Source organism: Pseudomonas rustica (assembly GCF_049959085.1).
Taxonomy (GTDB): domain Bacteria; phylum Pseudomonadota; class Gammaproteobacteria; order Pseudomonadales; family Pseudomonadaceae; genus Aquipseudomonas; species Aquipseudomonas rustica.
In genome coordinates this window covers 880,650-905,765 of the sequence record NZ_CP188200.1, presented here as the reverse complement: position 1 = coordinate 905,765, position 25,116 = coordinate 880,650, and the positions used below count along the sequence as shown (strand labels likewise).

Here is a 25,116-nt window from a genome sequence, read left to right as displayed (position 1 = left end):
AGGAGCCCCTGAGGGCTCCCTTCTTCTGCACATGCTTCATTTCGCCTGGTAAATAATCCCCGGGCTGCACTGCACCATCTGGTAATGATCCGGCAAACCGTTCAGCGCTTCCGACGCGCCAAGGAACAGATAACCGCCCGGCTTCAGCGTGCTGTGGATGCGCAGCAGGATGTCTTTCTTCACTTCGGCAGAGAAGTAGATCAACACGTTGCGGCAGAACACGATGTCGAACCTGCCCAGCGCGGCGTAGCTGTCGAGCAGATTGAACGAGCGGAACTCGACGCGGCTTTTGATCGGCGCCTTGATTACCCAGCGCCCCGGGCCTTTCGGATCGAAGTAACGCTGCAGACGTTCCGGCGACAAACCACGACCAATGGCCAGGCTGTCGTACTCGCCGGTCTTGCAGTTGTTGAGCATCAGGCCGGACAGATCGGTGGCAACAATCTGCACGCCCATCTTCAACTGACCGAGGTTAGTGCGTTCGAACTCATCGATCGACATCGACAGCGAATACGGTTCCTGACCCGACGAGCACGCCGCCGACCAGATCCGCAGACGCTGGTTGGGGCTGGCCTTGATCGCTTCGGGCAGGACTTTTTTCTTCAAGACTTCAAACGGATAGGTGTCACGAAACCACAGGGTTTCGTTGGTCGTCATGGCATCGACCACCTGCTCGCGCAAACCGCTGCGCGGCTGGGTCTGGATACGCTGCACCAGCTCACCCAGGGATTTGATGCCTTGCTGTTCCATCAGTTTGTTGAGACGGCTCGAGACCAGGTACTGCTTGTTTTCACCGAGCAAAATGCCACAGGCTTTTTCCAGGAAGACCCGGAACTGTTCGAAATCCAAATTACCCGTAGACAATGATGCCGCCTCTTAAATCGTGTTGACCGCCAGGAGCAAAGCGCTCCTAGCTGATATCTGCTGCTTTGATCCGGTCGACTACCCGGGATGCCAGGTCATCAGGGCGGAATTTGGCCAGAAAGTCATCGGCGCCGACTTTCTTGACCATCGCCTGATTGAATACCCCGGACAACGAAGTATGCAGGATGATATGAAGCTTTTGCATGCGTGGGTCGCTGCGGATCTCGGCCGTCAAAGTGTATCCGTCCATCTCCGGCATCTCGATGTCGGAGATCATCATCAGGAACTCTTCTTCCGGCTTCTTGCCCTCATCGACCAGTTTGCGCAGGTAATCCAGCGCCTGTTTGCCGTCGTTCAGCGCCACCACTTCGACGCCGACCGTTTGCAGACAACGCGACACCTGCTTGCGCGCCACCGACGAGTCATCGACCGTCAGCACCCGCAGCGACAACGCTTTGGTCTGGGTCTCGACATCGACCACGCCCACCGAAATCGCTTCCGGCGTCGGCGCAACTTCCGCCAGCACTTTCTCGACGTCGATGATTTCGACTAACTGATTGTCCACCCGAGTCACAGCGGTCAGGTAATGATCGCGACCCGTGCCCTTGGGCGGCGGATGAATCTCTTCCCAGTTCATGTTGACGATGCGCTCCACCGAGCGCACCAGGAAACCCTGGGTCTTGGTGTTGTACTCCGTGATGATCACGAACGGGTTGTTCTTGTCTTTCAACGCGCCGGAGCCGGTCGCCATCGCCAGATCAAGGATCGGAATGGTCGCCCCCCGGATATTTGCCACCCCGCACACGACAGGACTGGACTTGGGCATCAACGTCAGCGACGGGCATTGCAGCACTTCCCGCACCTTGAACACGTTGATTCCGTAGAGCTGCTGACCGTCGAGACGGAACAACAACAGCTCCAGGCGATTCTGCCCCACCAGTTGCGTGCGCTGGTTTACCGAATCCATTACACCAGCCATGCCCAGACTCCTACCTCAACGCCAAGTGTTGTTGCGACGCACATTCATTGCTAAACGGCACGGCGCTTGCTTTTTAACTCGTATGAACGCTCAAACGACAGTTTTCCGACACCTGACCTCTCCCCTTCGCAAAGGGCTTTGCGCGGTGTCTGCCGCCTGCTGTTTGCTCGCTGGCAGCCCTGCCATTGCGGATTCGGTTACCTTGCCTGACATGCTTATCGGCGTCACTCAGGGCTTTCTTGAGTTCACCGTAGAAGACTATTTGGCAACCAGTCAAACCGAAGGCCGCTACGAGATCGAAGTCAAGCAGCTCGATCCGCGTATGCGCATGCCGATGTGCGACAAGGAATTGACAGCGTCGCTGGAGAACACCCCCCGTCCTTTGGGCCGGGTGACGGTCAAGGTTCGCTGTGAAGGCAGTTCGCCCTGGACGGTGTTCGTACCCGCTCAAGTCCGCCTGTTTCGCGAGATTGTCACCACCACCCGAGCGCTCAGACGCGCCGGGATTATCGAACCTCAGGACGTGACGTTGCGCGAGCGCGATGTCAGTCAGATCAATCAAGGTTTTCTAACCTCGGTAGACGAAGCGATCGGGCAAAAATTGACCCGACCAACGGTCGCCGATCAGGTGATTACCCAAGTCCACCTGGAGCAGGCCGAAGTCGTGCGCAAAGGTGATCAAGTGGTCATCACCGCGCGCAGCGGCACACTCGCCGTGCGCATGCCCGGTGAAGCCCTGTCCAACGGCGGACTGAAAGAACAGATCCGAGTGAAAAACCTCAATTCGCAACGGGTGATCAAGGCGCAAATCATCGCGCCGGGACAGGTGGAAGTTTCCATGTAAACACCGAGGAGAAAACTGGCGCTGGCCATGGCTGTTCCCTAAACTGTGCCGCAGCAGGACGCGCGCGGGTGCATGCAGCTTTCATTGCTAAATGTGCCTAAAGTTTTCCAGGAGATGGCCGAAAACATGGCAAGCGTCCAAATTCCCAGAGGTTTTTATCATGGTCATCGATTTCAGCCGTTTGAACAGCTCCTCGTCACTGACAGGCAGTACACGTACCAGCGCGCCTAAGGAAACCGCCGAAAACGGCACTTCCGCGCCGCTGAATACCCAGGCCGAAACGGCCAGTACCGCTAAAAGCGGGGAATCGGTACACCTCAGCAATGAGGCTCAACAGTTGCAGAAGGTCACTGACAAGCTGCGCGATCAGCCTGCTGTCGACAAAGCCCGTGTGGCCGAGTTGAAAGCCGCGATTGCCGATGGCAGCTATAAAGTCGACAGCAACCGTGTAGCCAGCAAACTGCTCAACTTCGAAGCCCAGCGCTAGGCTTTTGCCAGCGCGAGGCTTTTGGACGCTTAAAACCCAAGGCCAGCCATGCACGACACTAATTTATTGCAACTGATCAACGACGACTTTGCTCCAGCTCAACAATTGCTGGAGTTATTGCAAACCGAGTCCCTCGCTTTGCACGGTCGCGACATGCCCCTGCTCGAAGAGATTCTGGCAACCAAACAGGCACTGATCATTCTGCTTGAACAGCATGGCCGCAAGCGCAGCGAAATCCTCGTCAGCCTCAACCTGACGCCAGACCGTCAAGGTCTTGAGCAACTGGCCGCGCAATCGAGCGTTGGCCAGCAGCTGCTGACCCAGGGCGATGCCCTGACCGATCTCATCGCCCAATGTCAGGCGGCCAACGTCAAAAACGGCCAGTCGATCCTCATGCAACAGGCCGCGACCAGCAATCAACTGAAGATCCTCACCGGGGGCGAAGCGCCAGCGTTGTATGACGCCAGCGGCACGTTTGCCAAACCCGCGATGCCGCGTCCGCTCAGCCAGGCATGAGTCGTTGATGCGCCAGCTCTATCAACTCGCGAAACATGCTGGCAAAATGCTGGCTAGTCGTCATATTTTGTCTGGAGATTGATAAACCGTGTCCAACGCCCTCAGCGCGGATGATGCTCCGCAGCCTCCTAAGGTGCTCACCACACCTCTGGAAATCTCCAGCAACCTGCGTCAGCTGCAAGACAGCCATGATCCGCTGATCATCACCTTTCACGAGCGCAGCCAGCGTTTCCAGAGCTACTTGATCAAGGTCGATCGCGATACCGCTTCGATTAACCTCGATGAAATGGTGCCACGTGACGGTGAACGCTTTCTGCTGGCGGGCGAGCCGTTCAAGGTTGAGGGTTTCCATGAAGGCGTACGCATCGCCTGGGAATGCAATGGCACGCTGGACATCGTCGATGCCGACGGCGACCGCTTCTACACCGGCGAACTGCCGACCGAAGTGGTTTATCACCAGCGCCGCAATGCCTTCCGCGCCGCGCTGAAGCTGACCGATCTGGTCAACGTAGAACTCGGCGGCGAGAAACTCAAGGCGTCGATCAACGGCAAGCTGCTGGACATCTCCGCCACCGGTTGCAAGCTGCGCTTTGAAGGCGACATCACTGACCGCCTGCAACTGGGCCAGGTCTACGACCGCCTGATCGCCCCGCCGCTGTTCGGCAATCAGCCGACTTCGGTTGAACTGCGTTATCTGCATTTCGAAGAAAAACTCAACATCACCTTTGCGGGTCTGCGCTTCCACAACATCAGTGGCCAGGCGGCGCGTAACGTTGAGCGCTTTGTGTATCAGTTGCAGCGTGAAGCACGGCGTTTCGATAAAGACGATATGTGATTCGTAGCGGCAAATAAAAAAAGGGCAGTCCTTGGCGGGACTGCCCTTTTTTGTGCCTGAGAGAATTCAACCAAGAATCTGTGGTGAGTGAGTTCTTGTGGCGAGGGGATTTATCCCCGCTGGGCTGCGAAGCGGCCCCAAATCCTGACTGCACATTTTTCCTGTTGAACCGAGCTGGATGGTTTTACGACTGCTGCGCAGCCGAACGGGGATAAATCCCCTCGCCACAAGAATTCACTCACCTCAAGGTTATCCATTCATCATTAAATCTGTTTTCACCACAGGTGAATATTGCAGTCAGAGTCAGGGTCTGGCACCGCTGATGTCTGGCGTCGGTTTATCGCTGCCATCATCCGGCTCTGTTTCCACCACTGGCTCCGGCGGAGTCTCAGATTCAGGCTCCACTTCCGGTTCAGGCTCAGGCTCGACCGGTGTCTGCATCTGATCCTGCACCACCTGTTCATCCACCCGTGGATCCAGCGCTGCCACCAGCGGTGAGCTCGACATGCTGTCCGGCATCGCCACGTGATGCAGCGGCGCGTCATCAACCTGGTGCAGATTGGTCACGGCTTTCGGACGGATTCGCCACACCAGCACCAACGCAAAGAAGCTGAAAAACGCATACAGACTCTGGCTGCCGAGAAACTTCATCAACACACCCGCCAGCAACGGCCCGATGCTCGCGCCGACGCCGTACGTCACCAGCAGCATCGCCGTCAGCGAAACCCGGCGATCGCCCTCAACGTGGTCATTGGAAAACGCCACCGCCAGCGGATAAAGACAGAACTGCACCAGCGAGCAGAAGAAGCCGACCACAAACAGCACCTCCAGCGGCACCTCCGGCATGATCGCCAACGGCAGCGCCGCCACCGCGAGGAACCCGGCAAAGCAGCGAATCAGCAGCGCACGATCGTAACGGTCGGACAACCACCCCAGCGGCCACTGCACTAGCAGCCCGGCAAAAATGCAGCTACCCATGAACAGACCGACCTGCTCGGTCGAGAGCCCTTGCTGCGAGGCATACAACGGCGCCAGACCGTAAAACGCACCAATGATCAAACCCGCGCCGAGCACCGTACTCAGCGACTGCGGCACACGTTTAATGAAGAAGCGCGGTTCCATCGGTGCCGGATGCAAAGGCGCCGGGTGAATGCGGCGGGTCAGCGTCACCGGCACCAGGCACAGGGCGAAACACAGCGCAACGAGCATCAACAGCTCCGGCCCCAGCCCCGGGTGCATGACCAGAATCAACTGACCCAACACCAGCCCCAGATACGAAGCGATCATGTATCCGCTGAACACCAGCCCGCGCTGATTGGCGTCGGCCTGCTCGTTGAGCCAGCTCTCGATCACCATGTATTGGCACATCATACCCAGACCGACAATCGTCCGCAGCACCAGCCACGCCGGCAGCCAGTCCACCAGACCATGCCCGAGCACCGCCGCACCGACGATCCCGGCGCACGCCGAATACGCCCGAATATGCCCAACACGGGCGATCAAGCGGTGACCGATCTTGCCGCCCAGCACCAGACCAAAATAGTTGCAGGCCATCAGCGCACCGACCCACAGCCCGTCGACATTGTCGGCGGCCAGGCGCAAAGCCAGATAAGTAGACAAAAGGCCCGAGCCGATCAACATCATCAGCGAGGCGAAATACAGCGCTCGAAAGGATTTCCAGATTTGGCGCATCGGCGTTCCGAGCGGCTCCTTGCAGTGAGTCCGGGCTATCAAACGATAGCCCGGTGGCGACAGTTCGTCAGGCCTGGGCTGCTAGAACACGTCGTTCCCAGGGGGTAATTTCATCAAAGAAACTCGTCAACTCCATGGTCTTCGAAGCGATGTAGCCTTCGATGAACTCCTTGCCGAACAGTTCCATGGCCAATTGGCTACGTTTCAGACGTTCGAGTGCGGCATGCAAGGTACACGGCAGCGACAGATTGTCCGGGACTTCGAATTCACCCTGAATTGCTTCAGTCGGTTCCAGCTCATGCTCGATGCCATGCAAGCCCGCGGCCAGGCTGGCGGCGATTGCCAGATACGGGTTGGCGTCGGCACCCGGCAAACGGTTCTCGACCCGACGGGCCACCGGCGAGCTGGCGGGAATCCGTAAGCCGGCGGCGCGATTGTCATGTGACCAGCAGGCATTGTTCGGCGACGCAAATGGATGACACAGACGCTGATAGGAATTCACGTTGGGCGCAAACAGCGCGGTGAATTCAGCCATGCCCGCCTGCTGTCCGCCGATGAAGTGGCGGAACATTGCGGTCGGCTGACCCTTCTCGTCGCTGAACACATTCTTGCCGCTGCCGATCTCGACGATGCTCTGGTGAATGTGCATCGAACTGCCCGGCGTGTGCGCCAGCGGTTTGGCCATGCACACCACGGTCAGGCCGTGCTTGAGCGCGACTTCTTTAAGCAAGTGTTTGAACAGGAAAGTCTGGTCGGCCAGCAACAGCGGATCACCGTGCAGCAGGTTGATCTCGAACTGGCTGACGCCCATTTCATGCATAAAGGTGTCGCGCGGCAAACCGAGGGCCGCCATGCATTTATAGACTTCGTTGAAGAACGGCCGCAGACCGTTGTTGGAACTGACGCTGAACGCCGACTGCCCATCCTCGCGGCGACCGTCGAGACCAACGGGTGGGCGGAACGGTTGATTCGGATCGGTATTGGGTGCGAAGACAAAGAATTCCAGCTCGGTCGCCACCACCGGCGCCAGGCCCAACGCCGCATAACGGGCGATGACTTTCTTCAACTGGCCACGGGTCGACAGGTTGGAGCTTTCGCCGGTCAGCTCATCGGCATCGCAGATCGCCCATGCGCGCGGCTCGTCGCTCCACGGCAACGGATGAATCATGCTCGGTTCGGCCACCAGCGCCAGGTCACCGTCATCGCTGCCGTAAAACTTCGCCGCCGGGTAACCGCCCATGATGCATTGCAGCAGCACACCCCGCGCCATCTGCAAACGCCGCCCTTCGAGGAACCCCTCGGCGGTCATCACCTTGCCTCGCGGCACGCCGTTCAAATCCGGCGTGACACATTCAATCTCATCAATGCCCGTCAATCGCTGTGCGAGTGAGCGCTGGCCATCGGTTGTCATGACGCAATCCTTGTTGTTGTGCGAGCCGCGAACGGCGACCCGGACAAAATAGGCTGCGGCTGTTCGGAATATCAAGCAGCGTCAAAACAAAAAAATCAAACAACGCGAATCCCCCATGTAGGAGCTGCCGAAGGCTGCGATCTTTTGATGTTGTTGGTGAAAACAAGATCAAAAGATCGCAGCCTTCGGCAGCTCCTACACGGGGAGAACGTTGCCGTCACGATCACTCGAACGTCTCAGGGGAGGAAGAGGCTGAAGAGGCCGCCACCGAGTGGGCCGCCGTTGCTGATTTCGGTGCGTCCTTCGACGCCGTTGCGCTGATGCAATGCGGCAATACGGTGGGCGAAATACAGACCCAATCCCGTGCTGCCGCTGCTGTGATTGATGCCCTGCACGTAATCGGCCTGACGCTCGAGCATCTCGGCCGGGTAACCGTCGCCATCATCATTAATGGTCAGCACCAACTGCCCCGCCTCGTCGCTGACAGTAATCAGCAACGACTCGCGGGCATAACGGATCGCATTGTTGATGCAGTTGCCGAGCACTGAAGCAATCAGTTCACGGTCGAAGAAACCCAGCGGACACAGCGGATCAATTTCATAGGTGGCGATGATCCCGCGACTGGCGAACACTTCCTGATGCGCCGCCAGTTGCGCCTCGATGAAGTCGTCGAGCTCGTGATACGCCGGCTGCAACGGCATCTGATTAACACCGAGCTTATACAGCCCGAGCAACTGCACGAGCATGCCGTTGAGATGAGCGAATTCGAAGTCGATCACGCCCAGCTCGGATCCCTCGCGCTGCGCCTGTGGCAACCGCGCCAGCCATTGGCTGTGGGCCTGCATGAGCATCGCCAGCGAGTTCTTCATGTCGTGAACGGTGGAGGCGATCACCGTGGAAAAATCCAGTGTTTGCTCGTCGTGGTTCATTCGCCAAACGCCTTGCTTTTCAGCTTCTGGTAACGCGCATGACGCGCGTCGGTGTCGGGCATCAGGCCGACCATTTTCAGGCAGGCCCGACATTCTTCCAGCTCCGCCGACGGCACCGACGTGTCGCTACCGTGCAGCAGCGACTGGGCCAAGTTCAGCGCAATACTGATGTTCTTCGGCTGCAACTTCAGCGCCTTGCGGAACACCTCGCGGGCCTCCACCAGATTGCCGGTCTTGTACACGCGCACGCCCTGACGGTTGAGGTCGGCAGCGGCGTTGCTCGAACTGAGGATAGTCGGGTCATCGGTAAGCTTGGCGATGTCTTTCATCACCGCCGGATCATCGCCGTAGATCTCCGCGCAGCTCTTGAGCATTGAAGTGCCCGCCTCGGCCTGACCGAGCATTTGCAGTTGTTTGGCCACCAACAGCGCGGCCTCAGGACTCATGAATTGCTCCATGCCGTCGAGACGCAACATCGCTTGTTCGGTGAGTTTGTCAGCGGTTTCGGCATCGTTGAGCAACAGGCTGGTGGCCTTCATCAACCGCGCACGAATTTGCAGGCCCGGGTCGCTCGGGTTTTCCTTGGCCACGGCGCTGAGCGTGGTGTTGATCTCGAGTCGTGTGCGCGTATCGAGACCGCGCTCGCTGCCCTTGCTGATCAACGCGTGGGCCAGACCGAGATTGCTTTCCGCATCCTTGAAACGCGACTGCGCGCCCTGCGCCACGGCCTGCCGATAAGCTCGCGAGGCGGTGTCAAAATCTTCATTGGTCATCGCCAGTTTGCCGAGCAAGGCCTGCCGGCGCACCGCCAGCGGCGACAAGCGAATCGCCTCTTCAAGCACCCGCTGCGCGCCTTTGGTATCACCCTCCGCCACCAGCACATCGGCCATGCCGTCATACAGCGACGGCATCATCGGAAACACCTTCAGGGCTTTTTCGTAAACGCCTTTGGCCTGCGCAATCTGCCCGCGCTTGAACAACAGTTTGCCCAACCCGGCAAACGCCCACGGCAAAGGCCGGTCAGCAATGATGCCGTCGTAGAGGCGCTCCAGCGCTTCGTTCTGATTGAGATCGCGCAGCGCATCGGCGCGGTAACGCAGGCACAACGGCGAGTAGCGAATGTCCTGCTTGCACAACGCGATGCAGGCGTTAAGCACCTCAACCGGTTTGCCACGGTCGAGGGCCTGCAGAATCGGTTTGAGCAAAGTCTTGCGCTGCTCCAGACGCTCCAGTCGCTGCGCCAGACCCGAACGGTTGAACGGCTTGGTCAGATACGCGTCCGGCTCATGCTCCAACGCACTGAGCACCATCGCCTGACTGGTCTCGGCGGTGACCATGACAAACACCGCTTCATGGCTGATGAGCTTTTCCAGCATCAGGTCTTCAAGCACCTGCTGACCGTTCTTCTTGCCGTCGCCGAGATGGAAATCCTGCAGGATAAAATCGTAGGATTTCTGCGCACACATCTTCAGCGCCTGCTCACCGGTGTCCGCAGTGTCGACGTCCTTGACCCCAAGCTCACGCAGCATCGAGCGAACCGAACTGCGAAAATCCGAGAAATCATCGACGATCAGAAAACGCTTTTGGTGATACGACAGCATCGAAGATTTCCAGGCAATTGAAGTGAGGGCAATTTCGGGCGCGACGATGATAGCTGGCGGCAAAATGCTATCAAGCAATTTCACGCGACTTTGAAGTCACCGAGTACGTTATCGGCAACGGGTGGCGTTCCCTGAGGGTGTGTGCCTGAAGATTCCTGATGTGTTTGTCGGAGCGCGATGCTGAAAAAGAAACCAACTCAGCCAGATCACTTCCACATTGCTGGAACTCTCATACGAAAGGCACAAAAAAGCCCCACCGGGATTGTCCTGAATGGGGCTTTGAAAAGTGGTGTCCCAGGCGGGGTTCGAACCTGCAACCTTCCCCTTAGGAGGGGGATGCTCTATCCAATTGAGCTACTGAGACACTGAGTTGTCGCGGGCAGACGCGGCGCGACGGACGGCGTGCATGGTAACGGCCAGGCCCTGATTTGTCATGTCATCCGTAGGGCTTTTTAAGTGTAGGCAGGCGCCCTGCAAGGCTGCGGGATGTTTTACCGTGCATTTTGCACTACTACAAAATGCCATCATTGCAGATTGCAACCTAGGCGCTGCGAAAAACCCTCTCAAATGCTTGTTTTTAAAGGACTTAACAGCGGTTAGACTGTTGGCACGGCGGGTGCTATGTCTGTTCCATAGAAGAACAATCGGAGTCCGCCTCATGAACAGCACCCTCTTGGTTGCAAACGCAATCGCATTGGCGGTATTGGTGGGCTTTCACTTCGCCCCGGATAGTCATGAGACGGTCGCCCAGCGCATGCCACATTACCTGCAAGTGCAGAAGCAGCCGCAACTGGCGGTGCTGAGCGATCAGGGCAGCTACGGCCCAAGAGCTGTAAGCGAGGCTGAACAGGCTTTGCCGGCGCAGGTTTCCGAACGTCTGGTTTTTTGAAATATCTTCAGGAGTACAGCATGTCCAAATCAGCTGCAGGATTTCTGATCCTCGCTTTATTGAGTGGCGTTTTGCATTTTTCGCTGTTCGAGGACACCCAGGTCACCCTGCCCCTGATCGGCTGCGGCGTGTTTGCGGTGTTGTTTGTGCTGGCGCTGGTGGCCGGGCGCAGGATCAAGTTTGACCCGGTGCTGCGTTGAAATTGAGCACATCCAGCAATTGATTGACGGCGGTCGCCAGATCGCCGGAGTTGTCGATCAGATTCACGGGCGTGTCGCTGGCTCGTCGGTCTTTGAACAGCGCATTGCGCGCCAGCCTCGCATCGATTTGCTCAAGGGTTTCACGGCCTCGTTTGAGCAAGCGTTCACGCAACACTTCATCCCTCACCGTCAACAGCACTGGCACCAGCGTTGGATACAGCTCCTGCGCTTGACGCAGGTTGGCCCGCGAGCCATTCACCAAGACGTTTCGCCCGTCTTTAAGCCACCGATCCATTTCTACTGGAATGCCGTAAGCGAGGCCATTAGCGTGCCAGGCCAGCGCGAAATCACCGGCTTGCTGGCGGCGTTCAAACTCTTCCGGCGTAACCCCGACCGCGTCCTCACCCACAGACTCCGCTGATCGGGTTATCACTCGGCGAATGATTTCGCAATTCATCGCACGCAAAGGTTCGCGTGCGGCCTCGATCAGGCTGTCCTTGCCTGAACCGGACGGCCCCATCAGATAAATAAGCTTGCCATCCATCCTGAAAATGCCCTCTGGCACGGGTCTGCCCCTAGTAAATCGGCAAATTGCCACTATCCTGTACAGGTAAGGAACAAGGATAGAAAGCCGCATAGCATGCACGTTCTGAGGTCTTTGGACACCCATTGATGTGCAACAGGAAGCGGGCAGTGATTCGGACGAAGGCAAAGATTTCAAACCAGTCCGCATTTCTGACAATTGGTGCTGGCATTACGCCTTTACCCGGCTCAATATTTGTCACAGAATTGACGCCAATGAACTGGCAATTTTGAGGCATGATGCGCGCCTCTTAACAATTCAGGTTGAACCATTTGGTCCGGATGCTTGTCCTATCACACATCCTGCGGCCATTCCCGAGAACCGCTCCCCTGAACTAACCGGTTAAATATATGCGCCCATTGAAACAGGCAATTTATTCCAGCCGTACGGCTGACAAGTTCGTCGTACGTCTGCCAGACGGAATGCGTGAACGCATTGCCGAGGTGGCTCGCAATCATCATCGCAGCATGAACTCCGAAATCATCGCGCGCCTTGAACAGAGCCTTATTCAAGAAGGTGCACTGGGCGAAGAATTGAGCATGCGCCTCGATAGCCCTGAGCTGTCGCTTCACGAACGTGAGTTGCTGCAACGCTTCCGCCAGCTGTCGCACCGTCAACAGAACGCATTGGTGTCGTTGATCGCCCACGACGCCGAGATGGCCGCAGACGCGTCCTGAGCTACACCGAATATCTCAAGCCAGCATGATTGCTGGCTTTTTTTTGCCTTCGATTTGGCTGATCAAACACCGTACCTGTGGCGAGGGGATTTATCCCCGCTGGAGTGCGCAGCTGTCCTAATGTTTTTGGGGCCGCTGCGCAGCCCAACGGGGATAAATCCCCTCACCACAATTGTTTTGTATTGCCTGTCAGGCACAAAAAAGCCCGCCAATTTGGCGGGCTCTTTGTTTGCAGCGGGTCAGAGCAGGAAGATTGTCGCCAACCCGAGGAAGATGAAGAAGCCACCGCTGTCGGTCATCGCGGTGATCATCACGCTGGCGCCCATGGCCGGGTCGCGACCCATCTTGGCCAGCGTCATCGGGATCAATACACCCATCAGCGCTGCCAGCAGCAGGTTGAGCGTCATTGCCGCCGTCATCACCACACCCAACGACCAGCTGCCGTAGAGCAGATAAGCGACCACACCGATCACCCCGCCCCAGACCAGGCCGTTGATCAAACCTACGGCCAGTTCCTTGCGCATCAGACGCGAGGTATTGCCGGTGCTGACCTGATCGAGCGCCATCGCGCGAACGATCATGGTGATCGTCTGGTTACCGGAGTTTCCACCAATACCCGCCACGATCGGCATCAACGCCGCCAGCGCTACCAGCTTCTCGATCGAGCCTTCAAACAGACCAATCACACGGGACGCAACAAACGCGGTGATCAGGTTGACTGCCAGCCACGCCCAACGGTTACGCAGCGATTTCCACACGGAGGCGAAGATGTCTTCCTCTTCACGCAGACCCGCCATGTTGAGGACTTCGTTTTCGCTCTCTTCACGAATCAGGTCGACCATTTCGTCGATGGTCAGACGGCCGATCAGCTTGCCGTTCTTGTCGACCACCGGGGCCGAGATCAAGTCATAACGCTCGAACGCCTGAGCGGCGTCATAGGCGTCTTCGTCCGGATGGAAACTCACCGGGTCGCTGGCCATCACCTCGGCCACTTGTTTGTCCGGATCGTTGACCAGCAAACGTTTGATCGGCAGCACGCCCTTGAGCACGCCGTCGTAATCGACCACAAACAGTTTGTCGGTATGGCCCGGCAGCTCTTTGAGACGACGCAGATAACGCAGCACCACTTCGAGGCTGACATCCTCACGGATCGTCACCATCTCGAAGTCCATCAGCGCACCGACCTGCTCCTCGTCATAAGACAGGGCCGAACGCACGCGCTCACGCTGCTGGTTATCGAGGCTCTCCATTAGTCCATGGACGACGTCTCGCGGCAGCTCGGAAGCCAGGTCAGCAAGTTCGTCGGCGTCCATGTCCTTGGCCGCAGCCAGGAGCTCGTGATCGTCCATGTCGGCGATCAGCGTTTCACGAACGGAATCGGATACTTCGAGAAGAATGTCGCCGTCGCGATCAGCCTTGACCAGTTGCCAGAGCGTCAGACGATCGTCCAGCGGCAAGGCTTCAAGAATGTAGGCAACGTCAGCGGAGTGCAGATCATCCAGTTTGCGTTGCAACTCGACCAGATTCTGCCGGTGAACCAGGTTTTCCACCCGGTCGTTGTGCGCGCCTTCCTGGCGATGAGTCAGGTCTTCGACGACTCGTTGGCGCTGCAAAAGCTCGACCACTTGGGCCAGGCGATCCTGCAGGCTTTCCTGTGTTTTCTTTACTTCGATTTCGGACATAGGCGAACTCCACTCCCAGCAGCGGGGCACGCCGGAAGAATCAATCAGTCAATTCATGATTGGTGAAACGGGTTACTGAACAACTACTGGGTAAGTCCATGGAGGTTTTCCATAAGCCCCGGCGGGGCTGACGGGCGCAATGATACACGCCTGACGGTTTAATACGTTAAAAAATCACGGCTGAAACAAGCGCTTGCGAGACAAACCTGAGCGCCATCCTGATCCATGCAAATGCGACGACTCATCTTGAAAAGAAAACACACCGGCAGCGCAAAATGTAGCGACTACCCTTGAGCGTAGATCGTCATGGAGGACGTCGAATGCCACTCAAATCATCTTTTTTCGTACTGACTTTTTTGCTCTGCCTACCGCACGCCGGGGCCACGACCACCCTGCATCGCTGCGAAGCACCTGACGGCAGCATCACCTTCACCACGATGAGTTGCGCGCACGGCGAACACCTCTCCGTGCAGGAAGTACACCCCTACTCGCCCGGATCTGTCGTGGCGGTGATGCCTGAAGCCAATCACGAAGAAACATCCGGTATGAATACCAGAGGCCGAGCACCGGGCATTGTCGGCGGCGCGGAGCACATCTGCGGCAACGTGATCGATGCGAGACAACGCCGCCAGGCGATCATCAATCGGCGTGTTATCGCAGGGATGAGCGCGCAAGATGTCGAAAGCGCTTTAGGCAAGCCGGACAAGATCAATATTCGGACATCGACGACAACGTATCGTTACGACCTCAAGCGAGGCCGAACGGCACAAATCGATTTTGATCAGAGGGGATGCGTGAAGGAAAAAGCCAAATCCCGGACAGCAAAAAGCCCGCGATAAACGCGGGCTTTTCGGTATATGGTGCACTCGACAGGATTCGAACCTGTGACCGCTCGGTTCGTAGCCGAGTACTCTATCCAGCTGAGCTACGAGTGCATTTTGTGTTTTTAGCCCAGACCACAACTGGATGAAGCCAAGTTATCTGCATTGCTGCAAGTAACTCTTAAATGGTGCACTCGACAGGATTCGAACCTGTGACCGCTCGGTTCGTAGCCGAGTACTCTATCCAGCTGAGCTACGAGTGCATTTGTGTTTTTAGACCAGATCACATCTGGTTGAAGCCAAGTCATTTACATTGCTGTAACTGACTCTTAAATGGTGCACTCGACAGGATTCGAACCTGTGACCGCTCGGTTCGTAGCCGAGTACTCTATCCAGCTGAGCTACGAGTGCATTTGTTGCGCCGCATTATAGCCCGTCTAATCTCTATTCCAACCACTTTTTCTATTAATTTCAACAACTTACAGAAAAAGCCAGATTACGACGTACTAAGCAAATAATGGCGGAGAACGGGGGATTCGAACCCCCGACACCCTTTTGAGGTGTACTCCCTTAGCAGGGGAGCGCCTTCGGCCACTCGGCCAGCTCTCCGCAACACGGGGCGTATCTTAACCAACCTTTTCCCCGTTTGCAAACATAAAAATCGATAAAAATTAATGGCTTGGTTCTTCGTCCTTCTCTTTCTTTATACGCAGGTAAATTTCCTCACGGTGCACGGCAACCTCTTTCGGCGCGTTCACACCGATGCGCACTTGGTTTCCTTTAACGCCGAGCACGGTCACGGTGATTTCGCCGTCACCGATAATCAGGCTTTCTGCGCACCGACGGGTCAGAATCAGCATACCTTTCTCCTTACGCAATTCAGTTCAGGGACAACAGTCTGCAAAAAAAAGGCACCCGACCTACAACCGGAGCGATCGTAGCCCTACATGCCTGAGTATTGACCAGCGCGAGCAAAAGAACAGTCAGGGCTCACGCCATTCAAAAAAATAAAGGGCGCGGTCAGACCGCGCCCTTCAGTTGAACGGAATTACTCGCCTTGACGGGCCGGCGCATCCAGTTCGAAAGCCGTGTGCAGAGCGCGCACGGCCAGTTCCAGGTACTTCTCTTCAATCACCACGGAAACCTTGATTTCCGAAGTCGAGATCATCTGGATGTTGATGCTTTCTTTTGCCAGCGATTCGAACATGCGGCTGGCCACGCCTGCGTGGGAACGCATGCCGACGCCGACGATCGAGACCTTGGCAATCTTGATGTCGCCAACCACTTCACGGGCACCGATCTCGCGAGCAGTGTTTTCCAGCACGTTCTGTGCAGCCTGGAAGTCGTTGCGGTGTACGGTGAAGGTGAAGTCGGTGGTGTTATCGTGCGCGACGTTCTGCACGATCATGTCGACTTCGATGTTCGCGGCACTGATCGGGCCGAGAATCTTGAACGCCACGCCCGGGGTGTCTGGCACGCCACGGATGGTCAGCTTGGCTTCATCGCGGTTGAAAGCGATGCCGGAAATGATCGGCTGTTCCATGGTTTCCTCTTCATCAATAGTAATGAGGGTGCCCGGACCCTCCTTGAAGCTGTGCAGTACGCGCAGCGGAACGTTGTACTTGCCGGCGAATTCCACGGCACGGATCTGCAACACCTTGGAACCGAGGCTGGCCATTTCCAGCATCTCTTCGAAGGTGATCTTGTCCAGACGCTGAGCGACCGGCACAACGCGCGGGTCAGTGGTGTAAACACCATCAACGTCGGTGTAGATCTGGCACTCGTCAGCCTTCAACGCCGCAGCCAGTGCCACGCCGGTGGTGTCGGAACCGCCACGACCGAGAGTGGTAATGTTGCCGTGCTCGTCGACGCCCTGGAAACCGGCGACAACTACCACGCGACCTGCTTTCAGATCACCACGAATCTTCTGGTCATCAATCTGCAAGATACGCGCTTTATTGTGCGCACTGTCGGTCAGGATCCGCACCTGATTACCGGTGTACGACACCGCCGGCACACCGCGCTTGATCAGCGCCATGGCCAACAGGGCAATCGTCACCTGCTCACCGGTGGAAACAATCACGTCCAGCTCACGCGGAACCGGTTGACCGTCGCCACTGATTTGCTTGGCCAGATCGATCAGACGGTTGGTTTCGCCGCTCATTGCAGACAGCACAACCACCAGGTCATCGCCGGCATCGCGGAATTTCTTAACCTTGTCGGCGACCTGCTCGATTCTCTCGACAGTACCGACCGAGGTGCCTCCAAATTTCTGTACGATCAAAGCCATTTCAAAGCCGCCTCTGCCCATGAAGGGCGCCCAATAATCACTCGAACAGCTGCCGCGCCCGCCACTAGACTGCGAGCACGACGGACCGTCTTATAAACCCTGCTCGACGAATGGAACGGTCAGCGCCAGTGCACCATCCAGCGCGCCGGCATCAACGCCACCGCCCTGCGCCATGTCCGGACGACCACCGCCCTTCCCGCCCACTGCCGCAGCAGCTTGCTTCATCAAATCACCGGCTTTGAGTTGGCCAGTCAGGTCTTTGGTTACGCCTGCAACCAGAACGACCTTTTCCTCATGGACACTGCCGAGCAGGATCACTGCGCGGCCGAGTTTGTTCTTCAACTGATCAACCAGCGCCAGCAGCGCCTTGGCGTCCTGACCATCCAGACGTGCGGCCAAAACCTTCACGCCTTTGACGTCCAGTGCCGAGGACGACAGATCGTCGCCCGCCGCGCTCGCCGCCTTGGCTTGCAACTGCTCGAGTTGCTTCTCCAGTTGGCGATTGCGCTCGAGCACAGCCGACAGCTTGTCGATCAGGTTGTCGCGGCTGCCCTTGACCAGGCTGGCCGCTTCCTTGAGTTGTTCTTCTGCAGCATTCAAGTAAGCCAGTGCCGCAGCACCGGTGACCGCTTCGATACGACGCACGCCCGAAGCCACGCCGCCTTCGCTGATGATTTTCAGCAGGCCGATGTCGCCGGTACGGTTGGCGTGGATACCGCCGCACAGTTCGACGGAGAAATCGCCGCCCATGCTCAGCACGCGCACGTTGTCGCCGTACTTCTCGCCGAACAGCGCCATCGCGCCTTTGTTCTTCGCGGTTTCGATGTCGGTTTCTTCGGTTTCAACGGCGGAGTTCTTGCGAATCTCGGCGTTGACGATGTCTTCCAGCGCTTTGATCTGCTCAGGCTTGATCGCTTCAAAGTGGCTGAAGTCGAAACGCAGACGCTGACTGTCGACCAACGAACCTTTCTGCTGAACGTGCTCGCCCAGAACCTGGCGCAGTGCAGCGTGCAGCAAGTGCGTGGCCGAATGGTTCAACGAAGTGGCGTGACGCACTTCGGCGTCGACGTGGGTTTCCACTGGCGCGCCGATGGTCAGGCTGCCCGAATCCAGCACACCGTGGTGCAGGAATGCGCCGCCGGTTTTGGTGGTGTCGCGCACGTCGAAACGGCTGCTGCCGGCCTGCAGATAACCGCAGTCGCCGATCTGGCCGCCGGACTCAGCGTAGAACGGCGTCTGATTCAGAACGATCACCGCCTCTTCGCCTTCATTCAAGACGTCGACCGACTGGCCATCTTTATAGATAGCAACGATTTTTGCCGAACCGCTGGTGTCTTTGTAACCGGTGAACTCGGTGGCCACGTCAACCTTGACCAAGGTGTTGTAGTCCAGACCGAACGAGCTGGCAGAACGCGCACGCACACGCTGAGCTTCCATCTCACGTTCGAAGCCGACTTCATCGACAGTCAGGCTGCGCTCGCGGGCGATGTCGGCGGTCAGGTCCATCGGGAAACCATAGGTGTCGTAGAGTTTGAACACTACGTCGCCCGGCACCACGGTGCCTTTGAGTTCCAGCAAATCCTGCTCGAGAATTTTCAGGCCGTGCTCCAGAGTCTTGGAGAACTGCTCTTCTTCAGCCTTGAGCACGCGCTCGATGTTGCTTTGCTGCTTTTTCAGTTCCGGGAAGGCTTCGCCCATCTCGGCAACCAGTGCGGCAACGATCTTGTAGAAGAAGCTGCCGGTAGCGCCCAGCTTGTTACCGTGACGGCAAGCGCGACGGATGATCCGGCGCAGTACATAACCGCGACCTTCGTTGGACGGCAGCACGCCGTCGGCGATCAGGAAACCGCACGAACGGATGTGGTCGGACACGACTTTCAACGAAGACTGATCGCCGTTTTCGCAGCCAATCGCTTCAGCCGAGGCCTTCAGCAGGTTCTTGAACAGGTCGATGTCGTAGTTGGAATTGACGTGCTGCATCACCGCACTGATCCGCTCCAGGCCCATGCCGGTGTCGACCGACGGCGCAGGCAACGGATGCAAGACGCCATCGGCGGTGCGATTGAACTGCATGAACACGTTGTTCCAGATCTCGATGTAACGGTCGCCGTCTTCTTCCGGCGAGCCCGGCGGGCCGCCCCAGATATGGTCGCCGTGATCGTAGAAAATCTCGGTGCATGGGCCGCACGGGCCGGTATCGCCCATGGTCCAGAAGTTGTCGGAAGCGTACGGCGCGCCTTTGTTGTCGCCAATGCGGATCATGCGCTCGACCGGCACACCGATTTCTTTGGTCCAGATGTCATACGCTTCGTCGTCGGAGGCGTAGACGGTGACCCAGAGTTTTTCCTTCGGCAGTTGCAGAACGCCGGTCAGGAAGGTCCACGCGTAGGTAATCGCGTCTTTCTTGAAATAGTCACCGAAGCTGAAGTTACCGAGCATTTCGAAGAACGTGTGGTGACGGGCGGTATAACCGACGTTTTCCAGGTCACTGTTCTTGCCACCGGCACGCACGCATTTCTGGCTGCTGGTCGCACGGGTGTACGCACGTTTTTCCTGGCCCAGGAAGCAGTCCTTGAACTGGTTCATCCCCGCGTTAGTGAACAGCAGGGTTGGGTCGTTGCCCGGAATCAAAGAGCTGGAGGCTACACGGGTGTGGCCTTGCTCTTCGAAGAAGCGAAGGAAGGCTTCACGGATTTCTGCGCTTTTCATTAGGTTCTTCCACGGAGGCTGCGGCCAAAGGCCTGTTCGAAACGTCAACAGACGAAGCGACGGCAAAGGGCCGCATTATATCGGCCCTGCGCGCGGGGTACAGCGTGTTTATACGATAGAAACGGTCAATTGGACGGCTAACGCTGTCACTTGCGCGAAAAGTCGACGAATGTCGCGATCACTTGCTCGATTTGCGCGCGACTGACGTCCATGTGCGTGACCATACGCAGACGCGCGGCGGCGCTCAACTTGATCCCGCGTTCGCCGGCAAACGCCTTGATCGCTTCGGCTGTGTCGCCCATTTGCACATAAACCATGTTGGTTTGCACCGGTTCAACGGTGAAACCTGCTTCACGCAGACCATCGGCCAAAAACTGCGCGTTGGCGTGGTCATCCGCCAGACGCTCGACGTTGTGATCCAGCGCATACAGCCCCGCCGCCGCCAGCAACCCGGCCTGACGCATGCCGCCGCCGACCATTTTGCGCAAACGGCGGGCCTTGCCGATCAGTTGCTCGGAACCGCACAGCACCGATCCCACTGGCGCACCGAGGCCTTTGGACAGGCACACCGATACCGAATCGAAATGTTTAGTGATTTCCCGCGCATCGACACCTAGCTTGACCGCGGCGTTGTAAAGCCGCGCGCCGTCGAGGTGCAACTGCAGGCCGTGGTCTTGGGTGAATTTACGCGCCCGCGCCAGATATTCCAGCGGCAGCACTTTGCCTTGCATGGTGTTTTCCAGCGCCAGCAAACGGGTACGAGCGAAATGGAAGTCGTCGGGTTTAATCGCTGCCGCGACTTGATCCAGATCCAGCGAACCGTCGGCCTGCACTTCCAGCGGCTGCGGCTGAATCGAACCGAGCACCGCCGCGCCGCCGCCCTCGTACTTGTAGGTGTGCGCCTGCTGACCCACGACATATTCGTCGCCGCGCTCGCAGTGCGCCATCAATCCCAACAGATTGCTCATGGTGCCGGTCGGCACGAACAGCGCGGCGGCAAAGCCCAAGCGTTGAGCCAGTTCGGCTTCCAGACGATTGACCGTCGGGTCTTCGCCGTACACATCGTCACCGGTATCGGCTGCGGTCATCGCGTCGAGCATGGCGGGTGTCGGTTGGGTGACGGTGTCGCTGCGAAGATCGATAACGCTCATGAACCTGGCCTCAATTCAGCAGGGGAAATCCCTTTACGAAGTGGAATTACTGCGGTCATGGCGCGGATTAATCAACCCTTGCGCAAGGATTTTTCGTTTCAAGGCTTTCAGGTTTTCGATGGCAATCATCAAAAAGGCGCAATGCACAGACACAAAATCTGTGTTAAAAACGCTGCGCCGCCCGCGAAAGGGCGGCAAAAACGTTCTCAGGGCGGGGTGCAATTCCCCACCGGCGGTAATTGCGCGCAATGCGCATAGCCCGCGAGCGCTTGGCGACGAATACGACTTCGGTTGAGATCGGCGGCAAGGTCAGCAGACCCGGTGTGATCCCGGGGCCGACGGTCATAGTCCGGATGAAGAGAGAACGGGATTAACGCCAAAGGGCCGTCCGCGCGATGTTGTGCGTGTGCGCACCCTTGAATCCCTTTCGATTCATAACGCCCTGTTTTTCACACAAACAGGAGTCAGAACATGCAACCCACCGCTATCGACAGCAAAAGCAAACACCCACACGGCGAGCGCGTTGCGTTCATCCAGGCCTGCTGGCACAAAGAAATCGTCGACCAGAGCCGAAAAGGCTTCGTCGCCGAAATGATTGCCCTGGGTTATCAGGAATCGGACATCGACATCTTCGAAGTCGGCGGCGCTTTTGAAATGCCTCTGCACGCCAAGTTGCTGGCCAAAACCGGTCGTTATGCCGGCATCGTTGCGGCTGCATTGGTGGTGGATGGCGGCATCTACCGTCACGAATTCGTTGCCCAATCGGTGGTCAGCGGCCTGATGCAAGTGCAGCTGGAAACCGAAGTGCCGGTGTTCTCGGTGTCGCTGACGCCGCATCACTTCCATGCGGGTGACGAGCATCAGAAATTCTTCTTTGAGCACTTTGTACACAAGGGTCAGGAAGCGGCGCGGACTTGCGCGGATACGCTGCGCAAGGTTCGTGCACTGCGCCGTACTGAGCCGCATGCAGTAGCGGTCTGACCCACTGATGATCGTTCCCATGCATCGCGCGGGAACGATCATCACCTGTAGGAGCTGCCGAAGGCTGCGATCTTTTGATCTTAAAAAACCACAAGATCAAAAGATCGCAGCCTTCGGCAGCTCCTACAGGAAAATGTGGCAGGGTCAGGCGAGGTTTTCGTCGCTGGTCGGGACGATCAGGATGCCCGCGCGCAAGCCGTTCTTGACCTTGGGATTTGGGAAGATGATGCGTGCGCCCTCTTCCTCAATGATCCAGCGGGTATTGGCCAGATCTTCGGCCAACACATAACCCACCTCCAACTCGGAAAAGTTTTCAATGTCCTGCGGCAGGTTCAGGCGGAACGCATCGCTGTGCTTGATGATTTCCCGCGCGACACTGAACAACTGCAAACCATCCAGCTGCGCTTCAGCCATCTCTGGTTCAGTGCCTTCAATGATCTGCTTTAAGCGAGTTTCCAGCAGCGAGACGTTAACCCCGTCGTTCTGCCCGAACGGCCGCGCCTTGCCCAGTTCCAGCGTGAAAGCCTCGGCGCCGAGCTTGTCGTAGGTGTAAGAGCTGAACACGATCGACGGCTTGTTCTGCAGCAGCACCGCTTCCATCCCGGCAGCGCGCAGGCGCGCCAGTTCAAGGCGTGAATGCTGACGACCTTCCTTCCACGGATACAGCGCGAACTGCTCGATCTTCGAGCCGCGAATCGCTGTGTGCAGGTCGTAGTGCAGGCGCTGGCGATCCGGCAGGCTGAAGAAACTCGCCGCCAAACGTTCCAGCTCACAGGCTCGCAGCGCTTCTGAGCCACTGCTTAGTTCGTGACGGCCATTGAACAGCCGATTGACGTCCTGCTCGACAAAGCGCTCGCCTTTGCGAATCGCTTCGGGGTTGCCGAACAGAAACAGAATGCGTGCGCGCGGCTTCAGATCGCCGCGTGCGATGTCGTGCAGCAGCCGATCAAGCAACTCGATCGGCGCTGTTTCGTTGCCATGGATCCCTGCCGACAGCAGCAGATCCAGGCCATTGTCGCGCGCTTCGGGTGGCCGGACTTCCAGCGCCCCTTCGCTCAACCAGCGCATACGCACGCCTTCGACAGTCAGTTGAGTCTTCTCCGCCGGTTCGCGGCCGGCGAGGGTCAGTTCAAGCAGTTTGCCGAGGGCGAGCATAGAGCGGTTTCCTTAGTGGTCGTGGTTGCAATCCGGGCCGTGCACGTGGTCTTCGTCGTCGCCAGCGTCAGCCGGTTCCATTTCCAGTTGCAGACTTACCAGATTAGTCGCCAATGGGCGCAGCAGCAGGTTGGCGTATTCGGCGTCACCTTCTTCAACGTCCACGCCGATCAGCAACTGGCCACGGCCGTCCTGCTGGATCCACAGCTCTTTGCCTTGCCACATGACCGCAACGCGGGTGCAGGAGGTCTCCAGTTGCGTGCCGTCGGTGTCTTCAAGGATCAGCTGCAGGGAATCGCTCATATTTTTACTCTCTTGGTGAGACAAGCCGCGCGCCGCGTTCAGGCGGCGCGCCGGCCATCAATTGATCTGGAATGGATAAACCGCGCCCAGTTTAAGGATTTGCGTCAGTTCATCCAGTGCCGTCCGGCATTCAAGCAACAACTGCGGATCCGCCAAATCGGTTTCGCTCAGGCGATCGCGGTAGTGCTTCTCGACCCATGCGGTCAACGAACCGTACAACGGTGCCGTCATGATAACCCCTGGGTTGACCGCCGCCAGTTCGGTTTCGTTAAGCGCGACGCGCAGTCGCAGGCACGCTGGACCACCGCCGTTTTGCATGCTTTGCTTGAGATCGAAAACCTTCACTTCGCGGATCAGACCGCCGGAGCTGGTCAGGCTTTGCAGGTAAGCCCAGACGCGTTCGTTGGCCTGGCACTCTTGCGGCACGATCAACAGCATCGAACCGTCAGGACGCGAGAGCAATTGGCTGTTGAACAGGTACGAGCGCACCGCGTCATCCACGGTGACTGCCGAACGCGGCACACACACGGATTGGAAGTTACCACCGACTTTTGCCAGTTTGCTTTGCAGCTCGGCCAGCATCGATTCGGTGTCGAGGAACGCGTCCTCGTGATAGAACAAGACCTCGCCATTGCCCACGGCAATCACGTCGTTGTGGAACACGCCCTGATCGATCACGTTCGGGTTCTGCTGGGCGTAAACCACGCCTTCATCACGTAGACCGTGCAGACGCGCAACGGCTTGCGAGGCTTCGAGGGTCTGCCGCGCCGGGTACTTTTGCGGCGCCGGGAAACGGTTGTCGAACGCGCTGCGACCGAACACAAAGAACTCAACGCCCGCCTCGCCATACTCACGGCAGAAACGCGTGTGGTTGGCCGCGCCTTCATCACCGAACTGCGCCACCGCCGGCAATGCGGCGTGATGGGCGAAGTGTTGCTGATTGGCGAACATTGCGCCGAGCACACGGCTGGTGGTCGGGTGCTCGATGCTGCGGTGGTATTTGCAATTGAGGTTGGCGGCGGTGAAATGCACGCGACCGTCAGCAGTGTCGGCACTCGGGCTGACCGTGGCGGCGTTGGCTACCCACATGCTCGACGCCGAGCAACTGGCGACCAACAGCGGCATGGCTTCCTTGGCAGCGCGTTCGATCACCTGTGCGTCGGTGCCGCTGAAACCCAGACGGCGCAGAGCGGCCACGTCCGGGCGCTCCTGCGGCGCCAGTACGCCTTGCTGAAAGCCCATTTCCATCAGCGCTTTCATCTTCGCCAGACCTTGCAGCGCCGCTTCCTTCGGGTTCGAAGATTGCTGGCTGTTGCTCTGGGACGCAACGTTGCCGTAGGACAGACCACCGTAGTTATGGGTCGGCCCCACTAGACCGTCAAAATTGACTTCATAGGATTTCATCAGCGAGGCTCCACGAGAATCTGTTGTTATAGGCTTCAGTAACTATTCTTTGCGACCGAGGCGCGGCCTTCGCGAGCAGGCTCGCTCCCACAGGGAAATGCATTCCAATGTGG

Annotated in this window: 24 protein-coding genes, 5 tRNA genes and 1 riboswitch; of the genes, 9 read left to right on the top strand and 20 right to left on the bottom strand. The window is 57.7% G+C overall.

Translation table 11 applies throughout. The features are described from left to right. Positions 1-36: 36 nt before the first annotated feature. Both cheR and ACP3TY_RS04310 read right to left on the bottom strand, forming a co-directional pair. Positions 37-864: a protein-glutamate O-methyltransferase CheR gene (gene cheR / locus ACP3TY_RS04315; RefSeq protein WP_426619305.1), complete on the bottom strand. Its 828-nt coding sequence runs from the start codon at positions 862-864 to the stop codon at positions 37-39. Positions 865-910: 46 nt separating this feature from the next. After that, positions 911-1,843 carry a chemotaxis protein CheV gene (locus ACP3TY_RS04310; RefSeq protein WP_159812703.1) on the bottom strand — a complete coding sequence of 311 codons (933 nt, stop codon included), beginning with the start codon at positions 1,841-1,843 and terminating at the stop codon, positions 911-913. An 82-nt stretch (positions 1,844-1,925) separates the two neighbouring features. Here ACP3TY_RS04310 and flgA point away from each other — a divergent pair, with 82 nt between their 5' ends. The 4 genes from flgA to ACP3TY_RS04290 all read left to right on the top strand — a co-directional run bounded on the left by flgA (position 1,926) and on the right by ACP3TY_RS04290 (position 4,525). Then, positions 1,926-2,687: a flagellar basal body P-ring formation chaperone FlgA gene (gene flgA, locus ACP3TY_RS04305; RefSeq protein WP_426620429.1), complete on the top strand. Its 762-nt coding sequence runs from the start codon at positions 1,926-1,928 to the stop codon at positions 2,685-2,687. 160 nt (positions 2,688-2,847) lie between these two features. Next, positions 2,848-3,174, top strand: a complete 327-nt coding sequence (flgM, locus tag ACP3TY_RS04300) for a flagellar biosynthesis anti-sigma factor FlgM (protein ID WP_053122828.1) — start codon at positions 2,848-2,850, stop codon at positions 3,172-3,174. Positions 3,175-3,222: 48 nt separating this feature from the next. Next, positions 3,223-3,690, top strand: coding sequence for a flagella synthesis protein FlgN (locus tag ACP3TY_RS04295; RefSeq protein ID WP_053122830.1), 468 nt, complete (start codon positions 3,223-3,225; stop codon positions 3,688-3,690). 88 nt (positions 3,691-3,778) lie between these two features. Next, positions 3,779-4,525, top strand: coding sequence for a flagellar brake protein (locus tag ACP3TY_RS04290; RefSeq protein WP_426619304.1), 747 nt, complete (start codon positions 3,779-3,781; stop codon positions 4,523-4,525). 303 nt (positions 4,526-4,828) lie between these two features. Here the strand turns inward: ACP3TY_RS04290 and ACP3TY_RS04285 are convergent, their stop codons facing one another. From ACP3TY_RS04285 to ACP3TY_RS04265, 5 genes are all read right to left on the bottom strand, one after another. Beyond that, a complete protein-coding gene (locus tag ACP3TY_RS04285) occupies positions 4,829-6,217 on the bottom strand; it encodes an MFS transporter (RefSeq protein ID WP_053122834.1) in 1,389 nt (462 codons plus the stop codon). 67 nt (positions 6,218-6,284) lie between these two features. Next, positions 6,285-7,526: a glutamine synthetase family protein gene (locus ACP3TY_RS04280; RefSeq protein WP_212543940.1), complete on the bottom strand. Its 1,242-nt coding sequence runs from the start codon at positions 7,524-7,526 to the stop codon at positions 6,285-6,287. Between the two features lie 338 nt (positions 7,527-7,864). After that, on the bottom strand, positions 7,865-8,557 hold the full coding sequence (locus ACP3TY_RS04275; protein WP_400755476.1) for a sensor histidine kinase: 693 nt from the start codon (positions 8,555-8,557) through the stop codon (positions 7,865-7,867). After that, positions 8,554-10,158, bottom strand: a complete 1,605-nt coding sequence (locus ACP3TY_RS04270; protein ID WP_426619303.1) for a response regulator — start codon at positions 10,156-10,158, stop codon at positions 8,554-8,556. The genes ACP3TY_RS04275 and ACP3TY_RS04270 overlap by 4 nt, the downstream gene beginning before the upstream one ends. A 287-nt stretch (positions 10,159-10,445) precedes the next feature. Continuing rightward, a tRNA-Arg gene (locus tag ACP3TY_RS04265) sits at positions 10,446-10,522 on the bottom strand. A 294-nt stretch (positions 10,523-10,816) separates the two neighbouring features. Here ACP3TY_RS04265 and ACP3TY_RS04260 point away from each other — a divergent pair. Further along, positions 10,817-11,047 carry a hypothetical protein gene (locus ACP3TY_RS04260; protein ID WP_282357628.1) on the top strand — a complete coding sequence of 77 codons (231 nt, stop codon included), beginning with the start codon at positions 10,817-10,819 and terminating at the stop codon, positions 11,045-11,047. 20 nt (positions 11,048-11,067) lie between these two features. Then, complete coding sequence (locus ACP3TY_RS04255; protein ID WP_053122845.1) at positions 11,068-11,247, top strand: PA3371 family protein; 180 nt, start codon at positions 11,068-11,070, stop codon at positions 11,245-11,247. Here the strand turns inward: ACP3TY_RS04255 and phnN are convergent. Continuing rightward, positions 11,222-11,791 carry a phosphonate metabolism protein/1,5-bisphosphokinase (PRPP-forming) PhnN gene (phnN, locus tag ACP3TY_RS04250; protein ID WP_426619302.1) on the bottom strand — a complete coding sequence of 190 codons (570 nt, stop codon included), beginning with the start codon at positions 11,789-11,791 and terminating at the stop codon, positions 11,222-11,224. The genes ACP3TY_RS04255 and phnN overlap by 26 nt on opposite strands. 389 nt (positions 11,792-12,180) lie before the next feature. On the opposite strand from phnN, the gene ACP3TY_RS04245 reads away from it, so the two are divergent. After that, a complete protein-coding gene (locus tag ACP3TY_RS04245) occupies positions 12,181-12,507 on the top strand; it encodes an Arc family DNA-binding protein (RefSeq protein ID WP_003178899.1) in 327 nt (108 codons plus the stop codon). A gap of 239 nt (positions 12,508-12,746) precedes the next feature. On the opposite strand, the gene mgtE is transcribed toward ACP3TY_RS04245, so the two are convergent. Continuing rightward, positions 12,747-14,189 carry a magnesium transporter gene (mgtE, locus tag ACP3TY_RS04240; RefSeq protein ID WP_053122849.1) on the bottom strand — a complete coding sequence of 481 codons (1,443 nt, stop codon included), beginning with the start codon at positions 14,187-14,189 and terminating at the stop codon, positions 12,747-12,749. Positions 14,190-14,509: 320 nt separating this feature from the next. On the opposite strand from mgtE, the gene ACP3TY_RS04235 reads away from it, so the two are divergent. Next, positions 14,510-15,028: a cell envelope protein SmpA gene (locus tag ACP3TY_RS04235; RefSeq protein ID WP_426619301.1), complete on the top strand. Its 519-nt coding sequence runs from the start codon at positions 14,510-14,512 to the stop codon at positions 15,026-15,028. Positions 15,029-15,047: 19 nt separating this feature from the next. On the opposite strand, the gene ACP3TY_RS04230 is transcribed toward ACP3TY_RS04235, so the two are convergent. The 8 genes from ACP3TY_RS04230 to ltaE form a co-directional block, all read right to left on the bottom strand. Then, a tRNA-Arg gene (locus ACP3TY_RS04230) sits at positions 15,048-15,124 on the bottom strand. A gap of 72 nt (positions 15,125-15,196) precedes the next feature. After that, positions 15,197-15,273: transfer RNA gene (locus ACP3TY_RS04225), tRNA-Arg, on the bottom strand. A 71-nt stretch (positions 15,274-15,344) separates the two neighbouring features. Further along, a tRNA-Arg gene (locus tag ACP3TY_RS04220) sits at positions 15,345-15,421 on the bottom strand. 107 nt (positions 15,422-15,528) lie between these two features. Further along, positions 15,529-15,619 (bottom strand) — tRNA-Ser (locus ACP3TY_RS04215). Between the two features lie 62 nt (positions 15,620-15,681). Further along, entirely contained in the window at positions 15,682-15,870 is a 189-nt protein-coding gene (csrA, locus tag ACP3TY_RS04210; RefSeq protein ID WP_002554426.1) for a carbon storage regulator CsrA, read from the bottom strand. A gap of 188 nt (positions 15,871-16,058) precedes the next feature. Beyond that, positions 16,059-17,300, bottom strand: coding sequence for an aspartate kinase (locus ACP3TY_RS04205; protein WP_053122853.1), 1,242 nt, complete (start codon positions 17,298-17,300; stop codon positions 16,059-16,061). A 90-nt stretch (positions 17,301-17,390) separates the two neighbouring features. After that, positions 17,391-20,009: an alanine--tRNA ligase gene (gene alaS / locus ACP3TY_RS04200; protein ID WP_159812715.1), complete on the bottom strand. Its 2,619-nt coding sequence runs from the start codon at positions 20,007-20,009 to the stop codon at positions 17,391-17,393. A gap of 146 nt (positions 20,010-20,155) precedes the next feature. After that, the gene (ltaE, locus tag ACP3TY_RS04195; protein ID WP_426619300.1) at positions 20,156-21,160 is read right to left on the bottom strand and encodes a low-specificity L-threonine aldolase; all 1,005 of its coding nucleotides are present in this window, start codon (positions 21,158-21,160) and stop codon (positions 20,156-20,158) included. Positions 21,161-21,358: 198 nt separating this feature from the next. Next, a riboswitch (FMN riboswitch) is annotated at positions 21,359-21,530 on the top strand. Positions 21,531-21,631: 101 nt separating this feature from the next. Here ltaE and ACP3TY_RS04190 point away from each other — a divergent pair. Beyond that, positions 21,632-22,141 (top strand): 6,7-dimethyl-8-ribityllumazine synthase, encoded by a 510-nt coding sequence (locus ACP3TY_RS04190; protein ID WP_007919335.1) that lies wholly within the window; start codon positions 21,632-21,634, stop codon positions 22,139-22,141. A 144-nt stretch (positions 22,142-22,285) separates the two neighbouring features. Here ACP3TY_RS04190 and astE read toward each other — a convergent pair whose 3' ends face one another. The 3 genes from astE to astB are packed head-to-tail and all read right to left on the bottom strand — an operon-like array spanning position 22,286 to position 25,003. After that, a complete protein-coding gene (astE, locus tag ACP3TY_RS04185; RefSeq protein ID WP_426619299.1) occupies positions 22,286-23,296 on the bottom strand; it encodes a succinylglutamate desuccinylase in 1,011 nt (336 codons plus the stop codon). A 12-nt stretch (positions 23,297-23,308) separates the two neighbouring features. Continuing rightward, positions 23,309-23,599, bottom strand: coding sequence for a hypothetical protein (locus ACP3TY_RS04180; protein ID WP_008077915.1), 291 nt, complete (start codon positions 23,597-23,599; stop codon positions 23,309-23,311). A 57-nt stretch (positions 23,600-23,656) separates the two neighbouring features. Beyond that, positions 23,657-25,003 (bottom strand): N-succinylarginine dihydrolase, encoded by a 1,347-nt coding sequence (astB, locus tag ACP3TY_RS04175; protein ID WP_053122860.1) that lies wholly within the window; start codon positions 25,001-25,003, stop codon positions 23,657-23,659. Positions 25,004-25,116 lie beyond the last annotated feature (113 nt).